This window comes from Maribacter sp. Asnod1-A12, assembly GCF_045063735.1.
In the GTDB taxonomy this organism is placed as follows: domain Bacteria; phylum Bacteroidota; class Bacteroidia; order Flavobacteriales; family Flavobacteriaceae; genus Maribacter.
Genome location: NZ_JBEFNZ010000006.1, coordinates 4,145,345 through 4,165,010 on the forward strand (window position 1 = coordinate 4,145,345; position 19,666 = coordinate 4,165,010).

Here is a 19,666-nt window from a genome sequence, read left to right on the forward strand (position 1 = left end):
ATAAATTATATGAACTAAAAAAGGAGATACAACATGTATCTCCTTTTTAGTCTTTGCTCTCGTATAAATTTATCGGTATAGCGTAAAATGCCCTACGTATTTGAGCTCATCGCTATTAGCATTAACTACATACCAATAATCTCCTGTAGGTACTTCTTTGCCTTCATAAGTACCATCCCAACCGCTGACCTCATCTAATACAGCTACTACTCTACCATAACGGTCATAAATTCTTACTTCGACGCCATCAAAAAGGTCTCTATTTTTAGGTGACCAAATATCATTGAGATTATCTCCATCGGGTGTGAAGAAATTAGGAAACTCTAACATTCCTGTAAATTCAAACGGAACACTTAGCTCCAGTTCACAACCTCTAGCATCTCTAACCCTAACATTAACTATTCCGCTTTCATTGGTTGTAAATATAGTTTCTTCGCCAAACGATGTTCCATTAAAGAAATACTCGTATTCACCATAGCCTCCTTCAGCTAAAGCCGTAACTTCATTTGGACCGGTTTTATCGACAATCAAACTTAAAGGTTCATACCCATCTATACTAAACTCAACAGTATTAGTACAACCGTTTTCATGATATATATAAACAATATGATCGCCAGCTGGTAAATCTCCCCAAATATATTCATCGGTTGCCTCGGCTGTTATAGCATCTGTTGGGTCAATAGGGTCAAGAGCAAACATTAATTCAGATAATAAATTATTATTAGCTAAATGAATTGTTGTGGTGCTTGTCGGAAAAATACCCTCACAGCCGTATTGAATCTGTGGTTCTGCAGTAAGGTCTACCCCTATATCAATAGTAAACAAATCTGTAGCCGTACAAAGATTCGAATCTTGAATGTAAATAACATAAGAAGCTCCTCCTAATAAATCTTCGATAACCTGACCTGTATAAGGTGCAAATACAGCTGTTCCTGTCTCATCGATTGGATCGACCATCTCAATTTTATACTCGTAGTAAAGAGTAGCATTAACTGTCACATCATTAAAAGGTGTGCCGCCAATAACATCAAAAACTACGGTACCATTATTAGCTCCTATACAAAGCTCATCTGTTGTTTCAATATTAATAACCTCTACTTGATCAGGCTCTTCAACAGTTATAAAATCTTTCTCAAAACAACCGTTGTCATCTTTAATTAAAATTTCGTAAGTACCTGCTGCAAGATTTTCAAAAGTATAAGTACCTGGATTATCAGAATCACTAAAGAATTCATTAAAGTTAGGGGCAATAGCAAATTGAATCAAACCTTCACCGCCAGCACTTACAGAAACTGTAATTGTACCGTCTTCTTCTCCATTACATGTTACATCTGTAGGCACCGCATCAAATATTATAGGATCAGGTCTAACTATTTCAAACGGACCGTCTATAGCCTCGCAAGTTGAACCACTAGTAACACCTACCCAATAATCTGTTCCTTCTGGAAGTCCCTCAAAAGTACCTTCTGTCTGCGGCCCCCGGTATATAGTTGCTGTTCCTAAATTAAATCCGTCTGTAGGTTGACCTATATATAAGGTAAACATATTATTACCTACACCGCCACTTGCAAAAGATTCTATTCTACCATCTAATTCAGAGGCACAAGAAATTGGATCTACTGGAGAATTTGGCAAAAATGTAAGGTCAGAAGCGTCTGTCATTGTAATACCGTTTGTACGTACTGCAGGACATGCACCTGCAGAATTCACCTTTCTAACATCAAACTGATACGTAATACCTTGAACACCTGTAAAATCAGCAGAAGTACCTATCATAGCAATATAAGAACCTATAGTAACTCCGTTTTCAACAGTTAGGTATTCGTAAGTGAATAATGGATCAGGATTTTCAATGGTCAATCTCATTTCACCATCTCCTCCACAACCAGGAACTCGCGTTTGAACCAATACCGGCTCAATAGGTGGCGGTGGGTCTACATAGTAAGCATCGGTTACAAAAGTACATCCAAAACTAGAAGATACTTCTATAGCATACCAACCAGCGCTAATATAACCACCACTATCACCAATGAAGGTTGGCGTATTCTGCAATCCACTTTCAGAAACTATAGCCGTATTATCGTCACCACTTAAATATAACAAGGTATAGTTATAACCTGCACCAGCAAAACCTCCACTTGCACCTGGCGTATCAGTAGAGATATCATAAGCCTCTAGCACTGCATTATTACCTCCAGGGCAATCTAAACTTTGTGGCTCTCTAATACCTGCAACTATTTGAGGTACTTCTGCTAATGTGATATCAAATTCATTTACACAACCTTCTATATCTCTAATTTCTACCTTATAATCACCGCTTGCCAAGTCTTCAAATTCATTTATATTAGAATACGCCGCTATTTCGTTCGGGTATGTTGAACCTCCATCGGTACTATGTAGCAATCTATATTCATAAGCAGAGGTATCCCATCCTCCGCTACCAACAGCTTCAATTTTACCAGTATCATCAGTACAACTCGTATTTCCTATTTCGTTTGCTGTTACTTGTAAATCTCCATTTGGTGTACGTATGGTCGTTATATTACTATCGCCATCACAAAAAGGCATTTCAGTTGAAGTAACCTCAACAAAATAGTTACCTCCTTCTAAGCCTGTTATTATAGATGGATTGTTTGCTGTATCCAATCCTGTCCCAGAAGTTATAACTGTTGTTTTTGTTGGATCATCTCCTTTAAATACCCTGTAATCAAATAATCCCGTATAATCGGTTACGGTTATAGATAACTCCCCATCGTTTCCTGGAGTAAAGCAACTTATTGGTTTCGTTTCTACTATAACAACTGTTGGGTTTATAGGTTCTGTAACCGTATGTATTGGTAAAGGGTACGTACAACCACCTGGACTATTATCTTCAACTTCAAAAATATAGTCACCAGCTGCTGGTAAATCTATTTCTACAAAGTCATTTCCTGGTAAATTCGTAAATGGTGCTATCGTAACTGCTGCAACCGTTGTAACAGTAAAACTAGTAGTTTGTGATGCTGGAACCGTTATACGTACTATTTCAGCATCACGACAGTTTAAAGGACTAACCTCAGAAAGAACTGGAGTAACATCAGTTGGTGCTGCTATAGAAACACTAGTAGTTGCCTGACAACCATTCGCATCTATTGCATAAACCGTTATTGTTTGTCCCAAAGGATCACCATTATCTACAATTTCAAAAGTATTTGCTGATTGATAGTTAGAAAAACCAGTAATACTATATTGGTAATCAGGTCCAAGACCTGCAGTTCCTGGATTGTCTATTGCTACTGTAATTATCGTAGAACTAAATCGATTTACACCTGACTCACAAGCAAAACCTGGAGCAGTGGCCGAAATTGAAAACAATACGGGTTCTTCAATTTGAATATCTTCCGCTACAACAACACAATTTCTATCCGTTCTAACCTCAACATCATAGATACCTGCGCTAAGCCCTGTAAATGAACCAGAAGCATTTTGTTGTACTATTGGTGTTGTGGTATTAGCATTATACAACGTATATACAATAGGGCTATCAACATCAGTGCCTGCTTGTAATATGATATCAATACTACCATCATTTTCTCCTTCACAAGAAATATCATTTTCATGTATCGTATCAATAATTGGTGGCGTTGCAGCATCTAAATTAACATTAACGCTTACAACACAACCTGTTTCGGTATCTGTCACCTCAACAATATAATTACCTGGTGCAACATTAGGTATTTGCCCATCAGTTCTATCACCTAAAATTGCCGCTCCAATATTAACCGCACCGCTAGTTTGTAATTGATAACTAAAATTATCACTTCCACCTACTGGCAACACTTCTATTTCACCATCAGCGACATTACAAGTAGGTTCAGTGTCAAATGTCGCAGAAATTGATAAGAAATCGTAAACCTGCGCTGAACCTGTACTCGTACAACCATTGGCGTCAACTACATCAACAACATAGGTGCCAGGGCTTGCTACCGTATAGGTGTATTCCCAAAATCCTGAACCATTATCGAAAACATCTGGAGCCAAACGCTCATCACCGCCCAAAGTAAATCTTGGTGTATCAACCGAAAGAGGTACAGTTACTGTAATATTAAAAGCAGTAGCAGTTACATCACATTGATTATTCACATCCGTAATCGGGGTAGGTAAATCTGGTTCTAGTTGAATAATTTCACTTGTAACATTGAAGGTACAGCCCCTACTATCTAATACCCATATATCATAAGTAATACCAGTCGGACTACCAGGCAATACCCTTGTGGTAGCATCAGTAAAGTCATCTGAAGGATCTGACGGAGTTAAAGTTCCATCTTCATCAACAGGGTCATTTTCTGGAACAACAGCATACAAATATGGACTAGCTGGTGGCGAGAATGGACTTCCACCGCTTCCTGTAAAAGTTAGTTGACCCAGAGAATTACAATTCGCTGGTTCATTTGAAACTACATATACTCTTGGCGAATCTAAAGTGATATCTATATTCGTAGCATCGCTACAACCATCACTATCGGTAACTTCAATTCTATATTCACCTGGTTGTGCACTAAAGGTTCCATTATATGAAGAACCTAAACCAGTCGGTGAATCTGTAGCAATGATATTATCTGTAGCAACTTCTATCAATTCAATTGTTAGGTCAGGTCCAATAAAATCTACCACAGTAAATTCTGTTTGTCCGTTACCATTATCATCACAAAATGCACTACCAGAAGTTGCTGTTATTTCAATATCTGAAAAACCATCAACAGGGGGTATTTCTTGTTCATAAATACAACCATTTGGTGCAAGTACTTCTACAGTATAAGCAACTCCATATTGAATACCATCTGCAGTATTGCTAAACTCATGAGTATCATCACCTGCAAAATTATTTAATGCGTAAAATGAAGTTTCCCCTTGTAATCTAATTTGATAAGTAGGTGTTACTGGTAAAATTGTTGGTGTAACCCCTACCACATAAGTAAAACCGGTGTCATTACAACTTGTTGCAGGAGTAAAACTTAATGGTGTAATTACTACGTCTGCAGTTGTAATGGTAATAGTATCTACATCTTGACATCCATTCCTATCTAAAGTAATAACTACATAATTTCCTGGAACTAAGCTAGGGTCGTTAATCACAAAAGGTGAACCAGGTCGTGGAACATCATCAACTCTTACCAATTGATTTCCAAAATTATCCTCAATGATAAAAGTAAAATCCTCAGCACCATCAGTGACACTAGTTATTTCAATCCCGCCAGCTACAATATTACCAGCACTACATGATGCCGGTATTTCATTCACTATAGCGTTTGGTACTGGTGTATTGTCTACCGGTACCGTTTCTGTAGCTAATGGTGTTAGACAGCCTCTAGAGTCCCTAACGTAATAGTCATAATCTCCTGCAATAAGATTTGAATAAATAGATTGAGAACTAAAATCATCTGAAGGGTCAGAAGGTGTAAGTGTTCCATCAAAATCAAACGGAGTACCAGTAGGCACTAAAGCATATTCATAAGATGGTATGCCACTAGTAGCATCCGCTGTTAACGAAATAGTTCCGTTACTACCACAACTAACAGGAGTTATTTCAAATGTAGCAGGTGCTATATTAACAGGAGGATTCAAAGTAACAGGACTTGAATCAGCCACACAACCTTCATTATCCGTTACTCTAAAAACATAATCACCTGGTACACTTGTACTATATAAAAAATTATTAGATGGTAGTGCTGTAGTACTTCCCAAAGAACTACCATCTCTAATCACTTCATATTGGTTAGTGCCTGTACCAGAAGTATAACCACCAAAGATCTCAACACGTATTTCGCCGGGATCAGTACCTGAATTACTACAAGGTATTTCTGTCTCAATACTTGTATTAACTCTCAATTGTGCGTTTACAGTAACATCTATCTGAGCACTACAGTCATTATCATCAACTACCTCAATACTATAAGTACCTGGTGTTAAGCCATTAAATACAGGAGTCCCTTGTAATGTACCTCCATTAATACGATATTGTAAACTAGGATCACTACCTGCGGTTGCAGTTACAGCCACTGTTGCGCCTGTTCCAGCAACATAACACAAATCTGAACCGGCAGCATCAAAAGCTATTGTTGGTGCATCTAATGGAGTAAGATCAAAAGTGAAAGGTGTAGCTGAACAACCCTCAACATCTTCCACAGTTAAAATGTATGTTCCTGGCTGCGACAAACTACCAAAAACTGTACCTGATTTGGGACCGGCTGTTGTAGTACCATCTGGGTATGCTAAAGTATATCTATTATTACCCCAACCACCTGTTGAACTAGCAACAACACGTCCTATATTTCCATTAGCACAGGTCATTGCCGTAACATCCCCTGTAAGTGTAATTGTTGAAGCGGGTTCTTCTACATCAAATGATGCCGTATCGGTACAACCAGTATCTTCATCTGTAATTGTAATAGTATAGGTGTTTGCTGCTAAACCTGTAAGCGCAACTTCTCCATCAGTTTGACCGGTAACCACAGGATCTGAATTTATTTGATATTGATAGCTATTAGCAAAGCCATCAATTATAAAAGTGCCGGAACCGTCTGAAGCACCTGTACAAACACGTAAATCTCCACCTGACTTTGGTCTCGCCTGAATTGAACTTGTAATTGTAGGTGAAAAGCCCTCGGTGTACGTACATCCATTACTATCTGTAATTTGAAAAATATACGATTGCGTAGCATCTAAACTTAAAAATGTATCACTTCCTCCATTATCATTTAATGCAGGGCTAATAATAGAATAATTTGCTATTCCTACTCCTCCTGCACCTAAAGTTGGTACTAGTTGTAAATCCACTGTACTAGAAGTACAATTACTATTTGTAGCAATAAAATCTATATCTGTTGGTGGATCTACTTCTAAAATTGTTATTGGCGTAAGCTCTAACCTACAACCACCACCATCTTCAATCATAGGGGTATAAGTACCTACTCCTAAATTTGTATAAGATGTAGTACCTGTAAACGTTGTTCCATCAATACTATATCTATATGGCGTTCCTGAACCACCACTAGTTGTACCAAAATCAATTTGACCACCAATGGTACCTCCAGAACCATCACATGTTCTATCCGATATTTTTGTTGCAGAACCTGTAATTACTCCTACACTACTTACAGTAACGTCGTTGACAGGTATAGTACATTCAAAACCTCCTTGTTGGTAACGCACTTCCAATTGATCATATAAGGTTCCTCCAGGTGTTGCCGTTACAGAAATTTGATTTGAAGCCACCCAAGTAGCTCCAGCATCTACACTATAAGATAAATTATATCCACGAGCATCAGTAACATTAAAATTAATTTTTGCACCACCATTGGTACAAGTACCATCTACACCTGATGCATCTACAACTGGCGGATCTAAATTCTCTACGCTAGCTGAAGCTGTAATAGTACAGCCATTACTATCTGTAATAACAAAATCATAAGTATTGGCAGAAAATACCGTATGTGTAGTAGTACCCGTATCTGTGGATGCATCACCAAAAGAAGGTTGAACAGCACCACCATTAACTGTAAACGTATAAGGTGCAGAACCACCTTCTGTATTTAAGGTAATATCTACACTGGAAATATTTGAACAACCAAAACTACTATTAACCTCAGTAGAAGCATCTAAAGCAGAAGCTCCTGCACCAATGGTAATTGGATTTCCCGAGGTATCTAAAGTTTGTCTTGGTGGGTCTATACCACTCCCTGGGTCTCCTTCACATTGTTGTGTTTCTACTTGAACCGTATACGTACCAAAACCTACAGCTGAAAATGTATAGGGATTCGTGTCTATAAAAGATGTGAATTCTTGAGCTACTCCGCTTGAATTTATTAAAGAGAATTTATATGGTCCTGGCACATTAGAAGCCATAATAGTAACACTACCAGTATCTCCACTACACAATGCATCTACAAAAGTAGCAGAAATTTCAATTTCTTGTTCCTCTATAACGATAGGCTCATAAGGATACTCACACGTGTTTGGCGTATTCTGTAAACGCGCTTTCACATTATAGGTACCTGGCTCCAAATTTGAAAATATAGCACCTTGCCATGGTCCAAAACCTGTACCGTTGTCAATACTATATTCATACGAAGCAGATAAATTAGTAATTTGAATTCTACCATCTACCCCGCAGATATAATCTTGTTTTACATAAGTTTGGGTTATTGTACTTTTCTTTACTTTAAAGTAGTAAGGTTGCCCATCGACTTCAACCCTATACTCTGCACCAGAAGTTGCCGGAACAGAACTGGCGTCTAATAAAAATGTTTGCCCTGAGGCAACTTCTGTATAACAAGTGTCTGTTGTATTAGGACATTCAATATTCACATTCGCTGAACAAGAACCTCCCAATACTTGCCATGAAACTGAATTGTAAGTACCACCTGATAAACTTATAATACGATCATCATAATCACCACATAAATTAAAACGTGCAATTGTAAAACCGTTATCATTACAAGTATCCGTATCATCTGCACCAACAATAATAGTTGAGAACATGGCAGATGTCGTTAAGTTTTCTTTACGAGAAACTTGAACTTTTCTTTCTAATGTAATTTGATTTTTGGTAGGAACCGAAACAGCCGTTTCGATTACATGAGCCACCTCTTCGTACAAAGTACTTACTTTAGAGTTGGCTAGTGCCGTTGTACCTATAACTGAAATAATAATCAGTAAAAGTACATACAGCGTATACCGCTGTTGTTTTGGGAGCATAGGTTAAGATTCTTTTTAAGAACAATAATGTTTTGGGATCGTTATAGTTCTTTGATGTAATTTTTTATACTTATATTTTATCTTTTAAATAATCATGTGTTCTCTAATATATTTCTAACGCTCGTATATGAAAAATAGTATTATTTACAAACTTTTATTCGTTGTATCGCTAAATATTTCTTGCGCACAAAACCCTGAAAACAAAGTAACTACACCAAAAGAGCCTGTATTTTCAGCTGAGCTGTTCGTCGATGAGCTACAGATTCCATGGGGGTTCACCTTCCTTCCTGACAATAGTATTTTAATCACCGAAAAAGAAGGGAAATTGATTCATTTTAACAATGGAAAAAAAACGACAATCGGCAATTCACCTGAAGTATATAACAGAGGTCAAGGCGGATTATTGGATGTTGCCCTTCATCCGAAATACAAAGAAACTGGATGGATCTACCTCACTTATGCATCAACAGACGGAGATGAAAAGGGCGGTCATACAGCAATTATGAGAGCAAAATTGAAGAATAGTTCTTTGACAGAAAAACAAGTACTTTACAAGGCAACACCCAATACTACTAAAGGGCAACATTTTGGATCTAGAATTGCTTTTGATAATGAAGGATATCTATACTTTTCAATTGGTGAACGTGGAGAAAGAGATATTAATCCACAAGATATCAAAAGAGATGGTGGCAAAATTTATCGTTTACATGAAGATGGGCGTATTCCGAAAGACAATCCATTTATAAATGAAAAAGGCGCCAAGACTGCAATTTACAGTTACGGACACCGAAATCCACAAGGGTTAATAAAGCACCCCCCACAGGTGAAATTTGGGACAATGAACACGGACCTAGAGGTGGTGATGAAATTAATATTATTAAAAAAGGAGCTAATTATGGATGGCCACTAGTTACTTACGGCATCAATTATGGCGGTACACCTATTACCGATAAAACAGAAATGAAAGGCATGGAGCAACCTATACATTATTGGGTACCCTCCATTGCACCTAGCGGAATGGAGTATGTGACATCAGATAAATATAAAAACTGGAAAGGAAGTCTTTTAGTAGGATCTTTAGCTTTTCAATATTTAGAACGTTTGGTCTTAGACGGAAGCAATGTAACTGCAAGAGAAAAGTTAATGGAAGGACTAGGTAGAGTAAGAGCCGTAAAGGAAGGACCTGATGGTTATATTTATGTAGGCGTTGAAAGCAAAGGTATATATAAGTTGATACCGAAAAAGTAGACAACTACTCCAAACATTAAAAAAAGGTCTGTAACTTAATTTAACCGTTACAGACCTTTTGCTATTTTTATAATATTCTTACTTATCCCCTACCGGCATCTATAGCCAGCTTTACGGAACCATGTTTTTTAAGCAACGCTTCTGCAGCTGCATATTCAATATCTAGACCTTCCATAATGTAACGCGTACCACGATCAACCAACTTATCGTTGCTTAATTGCATATTCACCATCTTATTACCTTTTACTCTACCAATTTTTATCATTAACGCAGTAGATATCATATTCAAAACCAATTTTTGAGACGTACCACTTTTCATTCTTGTACTACCGGTAAGGAATTCTGGACCTACATTTATTTCAATAGGAATATCTGCAATTCTTGCAATTGGTGATCCAGGGTTATTGGTAATCGCTGCAGTTAAAATTCCATGTTTCTTGGCATCTTCTAATCCCCCTATAACATATGGCGTACTACCTGATGCTGCAATACCAACAACAACATCATTGGCATTAATATCATGGACCTTTAAATCTAACCATGCCTGTTTGGTAGCATCTTCGGCATTTTCAACAGCTTTTCTTATAGCTGTATCTCCACCAGCAATTAAACCCACAACACGTTCATGCGGCATACCAAAAGTTGGCGGAATTTCAGAAGCATCTAAAATTCCCAATCTACCACTGGTACCGGCGCCTATGTAAAAAAGTCTTCCTCCTTTATTAAATCTTTCTGTTAAGGCATCTACAAGTTTTGTTACTTGCGGAATCGTTTTTTCTACCGCATCGGCTATTTTCTTATCCTCCTCATTCATTTTTTGAAGAATAGTAGTGGTATCCATCAACTCTAAATTGTCGTGATTGGACGGAGTCTCAGTAATCTTTTTGTAATCCATTTAATTATAAAATTTTTATATCGTGATTTTTAAAAGCCTTTAGCAACTTGTCATCCGGCTTTAACTCGGTAATCATAGTGTTAATAGAATTGATATCACAAGTCTTATACCGGTGCTGAGAATTCAGTTTTTCAGAAATAGATAAAAGCACGGTTTTCTTAGAAGCTTTTATTACCGCTTTTTTTATCTGAACAATATCCCAATCAAATTCCGTCAACCCATAAGTGGCATCAACATATCCTGTACCAATAAAACTATAATCAAATCGAATTTCAGAAATATGGTGAATGGCATTTGCACCAATGGCAATCTGGGCTTCCTTAGAAATTTGTCCGCCTATAGAAATTACATTGATATTGGCTTTATGGGAAAGCTCCATAGCAACAGGCAGACTAATGGTAAAACAAGTAAGATTCAGATTCTCAGGTATAATTCTAGCCAACTCCATACACGTAGTACCACCATCTAAAAAAATAACGGCTCCGTCTCTCAACATACCAACTGCCTTAACAGCAATGGCAGCCTTATCGGCCAACTTATAAATATTGGTGTTCTTAGCACTATTGGTCATATAACCCATAGATATTGCACCACCATGTACCTTACGCAGTTTATTTTCCGCATCAAGCTCTTTTACATCTCTTCTAATAGTATCAATAGAAACATCCAAAGCCTCTGCTATATCCGTTATAAGAATTCTATTGTGTAAATCAACCTCACTTAAAATAGTCTGTTGCCGTTCTTCTTTTAGCATTTAAAAAGCTCTTTTTTACTTATGAATCATACAAAGATAGGGATTTTTAGATCATGCAGTTTTATGACGTTAATATAATGTAAATAGAATTTAATGATTAATTAACAGCAAAATACAGCATAATTTATGGCATAAAACTGCAAATATTCAAAATAACGCATATATTTGCATGATTTAAAAATCCAAAACCCTACCACAACCACATGAAAACAATAGTTAAAAATTCTAAAATAGACATCTCCCACAAGCCTATTGGCCAGTTTGAAGAAACACGATTCGAAAAAATTCACAATGTAATTTTCGAAGATTCCAACGAAGCTTCAATAGTAGTGGCTCATGAAATCGCCGCTTTAATAAAAAAGAGGCAAGGACAAAAAAGAAACTGCGTTTTAGGTTTAGCCACAGGTTCTTCGCCTATAAGGGTTTATGAAGAATTGGTTCGTATGCACAAAGAAGAAGGTTTGAGTTTCAAAAATGTTGTGACCTTCAACTTAGATGAATATTTACCGATGGAGCCTAATAACATACAGAGTTATTTCTACTTCATGCATGAGCATCTTTTCAACCATGTAGATATCCCAGAAAAAAATATTCATATTCCAGATGGTACGGTTAGTAATGAAGAAACAACTGCATATTGCCTAGGGTATGATCGCAAAATAAAGGAGCATGGTGGCTTAGATTTTCAATTATTGGGAATTGGTAGAACAGGGCATGTTGGCTTCAACGAACCAGGATCACATTTTAATTCTGGAACAAGAGTTATTACGCTAGACCACATAACCCGCGTAGATGCTGCACCTGCCTTCTTAGGAATAGCCAATGTTCCTAGAAAAGCAATTACCATGGGGATTGCAACAGTACGTAAAGCCAAGAGAATTGTTTTATTAGGCTGGGGTGAAAATAAAGCGGGCATCATCAAAAAAACTATTGAAGGCGATGTCTCATCTCATGTACCGGCAACATATTTACAAGAACATGACAATTGTACTTTTGTTTTAGATACCGGTGCAGGTAGCCAATTAACAAGAAATAAAACACCTTGGTTGGTTGATGCATGCGAATGGACAGAAGAATTAAAAGCAAAAGCTATGGTTTGGCTTTGCGAAAATACCGGTAAGACCATATTAAGCTTAACAGATAAAGATTATAACGATAATGGCATGGCCGATCTGTTAGCTTTAGCTGATTCTTATGATCTGAATATTGAAATGTTCAATAAGCTGCAGCATACCATTACCGGATGGCCAGGTGGTAAACCAAATGCTGATGACACCCATAGACCAGAACGTGCAACACCGGCAAAAAAGCGTGTGATCATATTTAGTCCCCACCCAGATGATGACGTAATTTCTATGGGCGGAACTTTTGATAGATTAGTGGAGCAAGGACATGATGTTCATATCGTTTACCAAACATCTGGCAACATTGCGGTTTCTGATACCGATGCCAGAAAATATGCCGAGATTGCCATGCAAATTAATCCGTCTGAAGAGGCAGAAAGCATAATAAAATCAATTGCAGATAAGAATGAAACTCGTATAGATGCGCCAGAAGTTAGAAATCTAAAAGGTAAAATTAGAAGGGGCGAATCTTATGCCGCTACTAGATATATGGGGCTGCAAGATGAAAATGTACATTTCTTGGATTTGCCGTTTTATGAGACTGGCACCATAAAGAAGAAAAACCTATCTGAAGAAGATATTAATATAGTAGTAGATATTATCAAAGAAATAAAACCTCATCAAATTTATGCCGCTGGCGATTTAGCAGATCCACACGGTACGCATAAGGTTTGTTTAGATGCCGTATTTGCAGCTTGTGAAGAATTAAAATCAGAATCATTTATGAAAGATTGCTGGTTATGGTTATACAGGGGTGCTTGGCATGAGTGGGATATCAACGAAATTGAAATGGCCGTACCTATGAGTCCGGGGCAAGTATTGAAAAAAAGGTATGCCATTTTCTGCCACCAATCCCAAAAAGACGGAGTAATGTTTCAAGGTGATGACTCAAGAGAATTCTGGATGCGTGCAGAAGAAAGGAACCGCGACACCGCTAATAAATATAAAGCTATGGGCTTATCATCATACGCAGCAATGGAAGCCTTTGTAAGACATAAATTTAACTAACAACTAAATTTGAATTAAAAGACCTATTTTTAGTTTTAAAATGGGTCTTTTTTACATTTATGACTAAACAACTAACGCTACTCGTACTTTTATTGCTGCTTCATTCGTGCGGAATTTTTAATTCTTATGAAAAATATCCGAAGAGAGAGTTCAGAGGGGTTTGGATCGCTACCGTGGTCAATATAGATTGGCCAAAAAATGGCAACGACACCGCAGAAAAACAAAAAGCTGACTACCTTAAAATTCTAGATTTTTATGAAAAGGAAAATTACAATGCCGTAATTGTTCAAGTACGCGCTGCTGGTGATGCTTTTTATAAATCTGATTACGCACCCTATTCCCGATTTTTAACCGGTGAAGAAGGTAAAGCTCCAAAATGGAATACAGATGTTCTTGAGTGGATGATCAATGAAGCCCACCAACGTGGTATGGAATTCCATGCTTGGCTAAACCCGTACAGAGCAACTTTCGATGAGAATTTTGAAGTACTATCAGAAACGCATGACTATTGCACAAACCCTGAGTGGATGGTACATTACGGTAAAAAGAACTACTACAATCCTGGATTACCAGAAGTACGCAATCACTTTTCTAACATCATTGCGGAGTTAGTCTCCAACTATGATGTAGATGCCATACATTTTGATGATTATTTTTATCCTTACACTATTAAAGATGCCGTATTTAATGATTCATTGGCGTTCGAAACCTATGCACAGAAAAATCAAAAAATTGATGATTGGAGACGCAGTAATATTGATTCATTAGTAAGGCAATCTCACGAAACCATTAAATCCATAAAACCATGGGTGCAGTTTGGTATTAGTCCGTTTGGTGTTTGGAAAAACAATTCCACAGACCCAAAAGGCTCTGACACTAAAGCAGGGCAAACCACCTACGAAGATTTATACGCGGACCCTTTACTTTGGATGGAAAAAGGCTGGATAGACTATCTAGCACCACAAGTTTATTGGAGTATGGATTTACCCGTAGCATCTCACAGAAAAATTTTGGATTGGTGGTCAAAAAACAACTACGATACTAACCTCTATATAGGCAATGGTCCTTATAAGATTAAAAACAACAGCGATAAAGCATGGGATGATATTGAAGAAATTCCAAATCAGATTGAGCTTGCCCGTGAAATACCTCAAATACAGGGTAATATTATGTTCAGCGCCAAATCCCTAATGAAAGATAATGATGATGTAGTTGAGTATATGCATAAGAAATATTACAAAAAGCCAGCATTGAATCCGGTTTCTACCTTATCAAATAACCATTCTTCAAAAACACTTAAGTTAATAGCTACTTCTAAAACAGATTCAGAGCTTGTTCTTGAATTCAATGATTTAAGAGAAATACGGTTTGCTTTGTTTTACAACTCTGGTATACGGGTCAAAGAAACATATGACATCAAGAAATTACGGTCTAAAATATATGTTGATAACACCTCCAATGTTGTACGTATTCCTATTAACCAACTAAGAAAAAAATATAATGCCATTAGTTTTATAGACGTATATGGTAAAGAAACTACACCTATAATTTTCAATTTAAAACAAGTTAATAAGTAATATGGTACAAAAAGACAAAGGAGCTTGGGCATGGGTACCCGTGTTATACTTCACGCAGGGCTTACCTTATGTATTGGTGGTTACCGTATCTGTAATCATGTACAAGAAACTAGGTGTAAGTAACGAAGATATTGGACTATATACCAGTATTCTCTATTTACCTTGGGTATTAAAACCATTATGGAGTCCGTTCGTGGATTTAAAAAGTACCAAGCGTAAATGGTTTTTGAGCATGCAGCTCCTAATTGCAATCGCCTTGTTAGGTGTTGGACTCACTCTACCCACCAACATGTTCTTCGTTTCATCATTAGCCTGTTTTTGGATGGCAGCCTTTGCATCTGCAACAAATGATATTGCTTCAGATGGATATTACATGTTAGGTCTTACCGAAAAGAAACAATCTTTCTTTGTTGGAATGAGAAGTACCTTCTACCGTCTTGCCATGGTAACAGGAGAAGGATTGATAGTTGTATTAGCAGGATTTTTAGAAAATAAATATGGAGACAATACCAAAGCTTGGAGCGTAACCATGTCGGCAGCAGCTTTTTTAATGCTCATTATGACCGTTGCGAACTTTTTCGTCACTCCAAAATATGAATCTGAAAGCAACCAAGAAAAAGAAAAGCCTGCAGGTTTCTTAGAAGTATTTGCTTCATTCTTTAAAAAACCAGGTATAGGCATTGCTTTAGCCTTTATTCTAACCTATCGTTTGGGAGAATCGCAATTGGTAAAAATGACATCTCCTTTTTTGCTGGATTCACCTGATAAAGAAGGGTTAGGATATTCTACAGAACAGCTAGGAACCATTTTTGGCACAGCAGGAGTTATTTTTCTTTCCATTGGAGGTATTTTAGGAGGCATTTTAATTTCAAGGGACGGATTAAAAAAGTGGATGCTACCCATGGTGCTTTCACTAAACCTCCCAAACATTTTGTATGCTGTTTTGGCAATCACAAATACAACAAATATTTATGCCGTAACGGCGACCGTAATTTTTGAAAAGTTCGGTTACGGATTCGGTTTTGCCGCCTTTTTAATGTACCTCATTTACATTGCAGATGGTAAGTCTAAAACATCTCATTATGCCATTGCTACAGGTTTCATGGCGCTAGGTATGATGCTACCAGGTATGGTAAGCGGCTATATTCAACAATGGCTGGGCTATGATGGCTTCTTTGTTTGGGTAGTAATTGCTGCTTTGCCAGCATTATTCCTTTTAAAATTCATTTCTTATCCGGCAGATTTCGGCAAAAAAACAACACTTCCCAATGAATAATATGATACCTACAAAAGAAGCTATAGAAAAACTCTCTTTGATTGAAAAAGTGGGACAGCTTTTTATGCCTGCAGCTTTTATCAATGATACAGAAGAAGAAATTCAGAAATTAGAAAAACTGATTTCTGAGCATCATATTGGCAGCCTATGCTTTTTTCATTCCAGGGCAAGTGCGGCTACTAATTTTGAAGGCAAGAAGAAAATAGTTGTAAATAAAAATAGCTTTGACACCTTAAGAAACCTCATCAAGAGATATCAAAAAGCGGCAACATACCCCCTATTAATTTCTATTGATGCCGAATGGGGATTGGCAATGAGAATAGAAAATACGCCTCAATATCCATATGCCATAACCTTAGGAGCAAATACAGAAAATAAAGATTTAGTATTTGAAGTTGGTAAGCAGATAGCAAAAGACTGTAAAGCTGTGGGTATTCATTGGAATCTTTCTCCCGTAGTTGATGTCAACGTTAATCCTAACAACCCTGTCATTGGTTATCGTTCTTTTGGTGACAACAAGCACAATGTAGTTACCATGGCGACTGCTTATGTAAAAGGAACACAAAGCGAAAACGTGCTTACAAGCATTAAACATTTTCCGGGTCATGGGGACACCGCTACAGATTCACATTTGGGCTTACCTGTTATAGATAAATCGAAAAAAGATTTACTTGAAAATGAATTGTATCCTTTTCAAAATTTGATAGACGAAGGTGTAGATTCGGTCATGGCAGGGCATTTAGCCGTCCCCGCTTTAACCACTAGTCCAGAATTACCTTCAAGCATAAATAAAGATATTATAACAGGAGTATTACGAAATGAAATGGGTTTTGACGGTGTTGTAATATCCGATGCTTTAAATATGCATGCCGTATCTAAAAATTATCCAACAAAGGGTGAACTAGAATGGCTTGCCTTTAATGCCGGTAACGACGTACTATGCTTTGCCGAACATATTGAAGAAGGAATACAATTTATCTTACAAAATGCATCTGAAAAACAAATAAATAAAAGCATAGAACGTATTTGGCATTTAAAGGAAAAAGCGATTACCGAAGATAGTTCTGAATCAGAAGTAACCGACCCATCATCTTTGAATAGAAAAATAGCTAAGCAGTCACTTACACTGCATCATGGTTCTAGCGAGGATATTGCAAATTTTAAAGAAACCAATTTCTGCACATTAACCATTAAAAGATTTGGGACGGATCAAACGAAAAAAGATATTTTAGATAATATCAAAGAGATGAGAAAGGAAGTTAAGAACGAAACTGAAATTCTTTTGCTTTTGACTCCGCCACAGATAAAACCGACCAATAAATTCGGTTTTTTTGATGAAGAAATCGATTTCATAAACGACCTAATAACAACTAAGAATGTAGTGTTGTATCATTTTGGCAATCCGTATGCATTGAAGTTTTTCAAAACCGAAAAAACAACCGCAACGGTAATCGCATATCAGAATTTTAAAGAGTTTCAAGATGTGGCAACCGAACATTTTTTAGGCAAACTTGAAGCAAAAGGGAAATTACCGGTATCATTGAGCTAAACTATTATATTAAAAAAGCATCCAAATGAAAATATATAAAATCATCGGTCTTATGTCAGGCACATCATTAGATGGTCTTGACTTGGCATATTGTCACATTTGGGAGAAAAATGATGCATGGCAGTTTGATATTAAAAAAATCAAAAGTGTTAAGTATTCTTCAGAAATGCTGAACACCTTAAAAAACGCTATTAGTTTATCCGCAGAAAAACTTATTGAATTACATAATACGTATGGTACGTGGCTAGGTGAGCAAACCTCAATATTTATAAACGAGAATAAATTAGATGTAGACTACATAGCAAGTCACGGTCATACCACACATCATCGACCAGAAATGGGACTTACGTTTCAAGTAGGTTCTGGTCAACATTTAGCAAATGCTACAGGAATTAAGGTCATAGCAGATTTTAGAACAAATGATTTAGCACTTGGTGGACAAGGAGCGCCATTGGTGCCTATTGGTGACCGTATGTTTTTTAATGAATATGAATTTTGCCTGAATTTAGGAGGAATTAGCAATATCTCTTTTGAAGTAAAAGATAAGAGAATAGCCTACGACATTGGTTTGGCAAATATGATTCTAAATTATATTACCAGAAAGGTTGATTTAGAATATGATGAAGGCGGAAATCTTGCACGTACTGGGATTATAAATTCAGAAATGCTAGAGCGGTTAAATAATCTTGAATATTACCTGTTACCGCACCCAAAATCTATAGGTTATGAGTGGTTTCTAGAAGAAGTGGTACCCATTGTTGAAGATACAGATGATACCATTGAAAATTTACTACACACCAGCATTCATCATATATGTGATAAAGTGGCTCAACAAATCCTATTAAATTTTATAAATAAAGACCAACAATTATTAGTAACAGGCGGTGGCGCACTCAATTCATTTTTAATAGAAACGCTACAAGAAAAATTAGGTACAAAAACAAAAGTAGTTGTACCAGAAAAAATAATCATTGAATTTAAAGAAGCTTTGGTATTCGCATTAATGGGTGTATTGAGAGTGGAGCAATTAACAAACGTACTTTCATCAGTAACTGGAGCAAAAAAAGATTCTTCAAGTGGAGTATTGTTCATACCCAATTAAAGTTTTTTACCTAATTTACTCGATAATCGAGAATCAAATAAGCAGATATTCACCCCTGCAACACACTAACTTTTAATTGAAGTTTCCTTAAATCAACTTTTAGTAGATGGACTTCATTAAAACCAAAATAGACATGTCAGAAAAACAAAAGAAAGCGTCGGCTTATTGGAAAGAAAATGTCAGGTACTTGTTCATTTTATTAGCTATTTGGTTTATCGTCTCTTTTGGTGCGGGTATACTATTTAAAGAATCTTTAGATGCCATAAAAATTGGTGGTTTTAAACTAGGTTTTTGGTTTGCACAACAAGGTTCTATTTATGTATTTGTTATTCTGATTTTTGTTTATGTAAGACTCATGAACAAATTGGATAAGAAATACGGATACGACGAATAACAA

General features: G+C 36.8%; 9 protein-coding genes and 1 pseudogene. 7 read left to right on the plus strand and 3 right to left on the minus strand.

Annotated elements, in window-relative coordinates; translation table 11 throughout:
* Positions 1–69: 69 nt before the first annotated feature.
* Positions 70–8,736 carry a T9SS type B sorting domain-containing protein gene (locus ACJJVP_RS17730; RefSeq protein ID WP_405415886.1) on the minus strand — a complete coding sequence of 2,889 codons (8,667 nt, stop codon included), beginning with the start codon at positions 8,734–8,736 and terminating at the stop codon, positions 70–72.
* Positions 8,737–8,863: 127 nt separating this feature from the next.
* Here ACJJVP_RS17730 and ACJJVP_RS17735 point away from each other — a divergent pair.
* Positions 8,864–9,984, plus strand: a pseudogene (locus ACJJVP_RS17735) (PQQ-dependent sugar dehydrogenase).
* Positions 9,985–10,066: 82 nt separating this feature from the next.
* Here ACJJVP_RS17735 and murQ read toward each other — a convergent pair.
* Together murQ and ACJJVP_RS17745 are read right to left on the minus strand one after the other, a co-directional pair.
* Complete coding sequence (murQ, locus tag ACJJVP_RS17740) at positions 10,067–10,879, minus strand: N-acetylmuramic acid 6-phosphate etherase (RefSeq protein WP_405415888.1); 813 nt, start codon at positions 10,877–10,879, stop codon at positions 10,067–10,069.
* A gap of 4 nt (positions 10,880–10,883) precedes the next feature.
* Positions 10,884–11,633, minus strand: a complete 750-nt coding sequence (locus ACJJVP_RS17745) for a DeoR/GlpR family DNA-binding transcription regulator (protein WP_405415889.1) — start codon at positions 11,631–11,633, stop codon at positions 10,884–10,886.
* Positions 11,634–11,836: 203 nt separating this feature from the next.
* Here ACJJVP_RS17745 and nagB point away from each other — a divergent pair, with 203 nt between their 5' ends.
* The 6 genes from nagB (at position 11,837) to ACJJVP_RS17775 (ending at position 19,663) form a co-directional block, all read left to right on the plus strand.
* Positions 11,837–13,765 carry a glucosamine-6-phosphate deaminase gene (nagB, locus tag ACJJVP_RS17750; protein ID WP_405415891.1) on the plus strand — a complete coding sequence of 643 codons (1,929 nt, stop codon included), beginning with the start codon at positions 11,837–11,839 and terminating at the stop codon, positions 13,763–13,765.
* A 59-nt stretch (positions 13,766–13,824) separates the two neighbouring features.
* Positions 13,825–15,342 (plus strand): glycoside hydrolase family 10 protein, encoded by a 1,518-nt coding sequence (locus ACJJVP_RS17755; RefSeq protein WP_405415893.1) that lies wholly within the window; start codon positions 13,825–13,827, stop codon positions 15,340–15,342.
* A 1-nt stretch (position 15,343) separates the two neighbouring features.
* Positions 15,344–16,618 (plus strand): MFS transporter, encoded by a 1,275-nt coding sequence (locus ACJJVP_RS17760; RefSeq protein WP_405415895.1) that lies wholly within the window; start codon positions 15,344–15,346, stop codon positions 16,616–16,618.
* On the plus strand, positions 16,611–18,167 hold the full coding sequence (locus tag ACJJVP_RS17765; protein ID WP_405415897.1) for a glycoside hydrolase family 3 protein: 1,557 nt from the start codon (positions 16,611–16,613) through the stop codon (positions 18,165–18,167). Before ACJJVP_RS17760 ends, ACJJVP_RS17765 begins: the two co-directional genes overlap by 8 nt.
* Positions 18,168–18,192: 25 nt before the next feature.
* Positions 18,193–19,269, plus strand: a complete 1,077-nt coding sequence (locus ACJJVP_RS17770; RefSeq protein WP_405415900.1) for an anhydro-N-acetylmuramic acid kinase — start codon at positions 18,193–18,195, stop codon at positions 19,267–19,269.
* 133 nt (positions 19,270–19,402) lie between these two features.
* Positions 19,403–19,663, plus strand: coding sequence for a DUF4212 domain-containing protein (locus ACJJVP_RS17775; RefSeq protein ID WP_405415902.1), 261 nt, complete (start codon positions 19,403–19,405; stop codon positions 19,661–19,663).
* Positions 19,664–19,666: the final 3 nt, after the last annotated feature.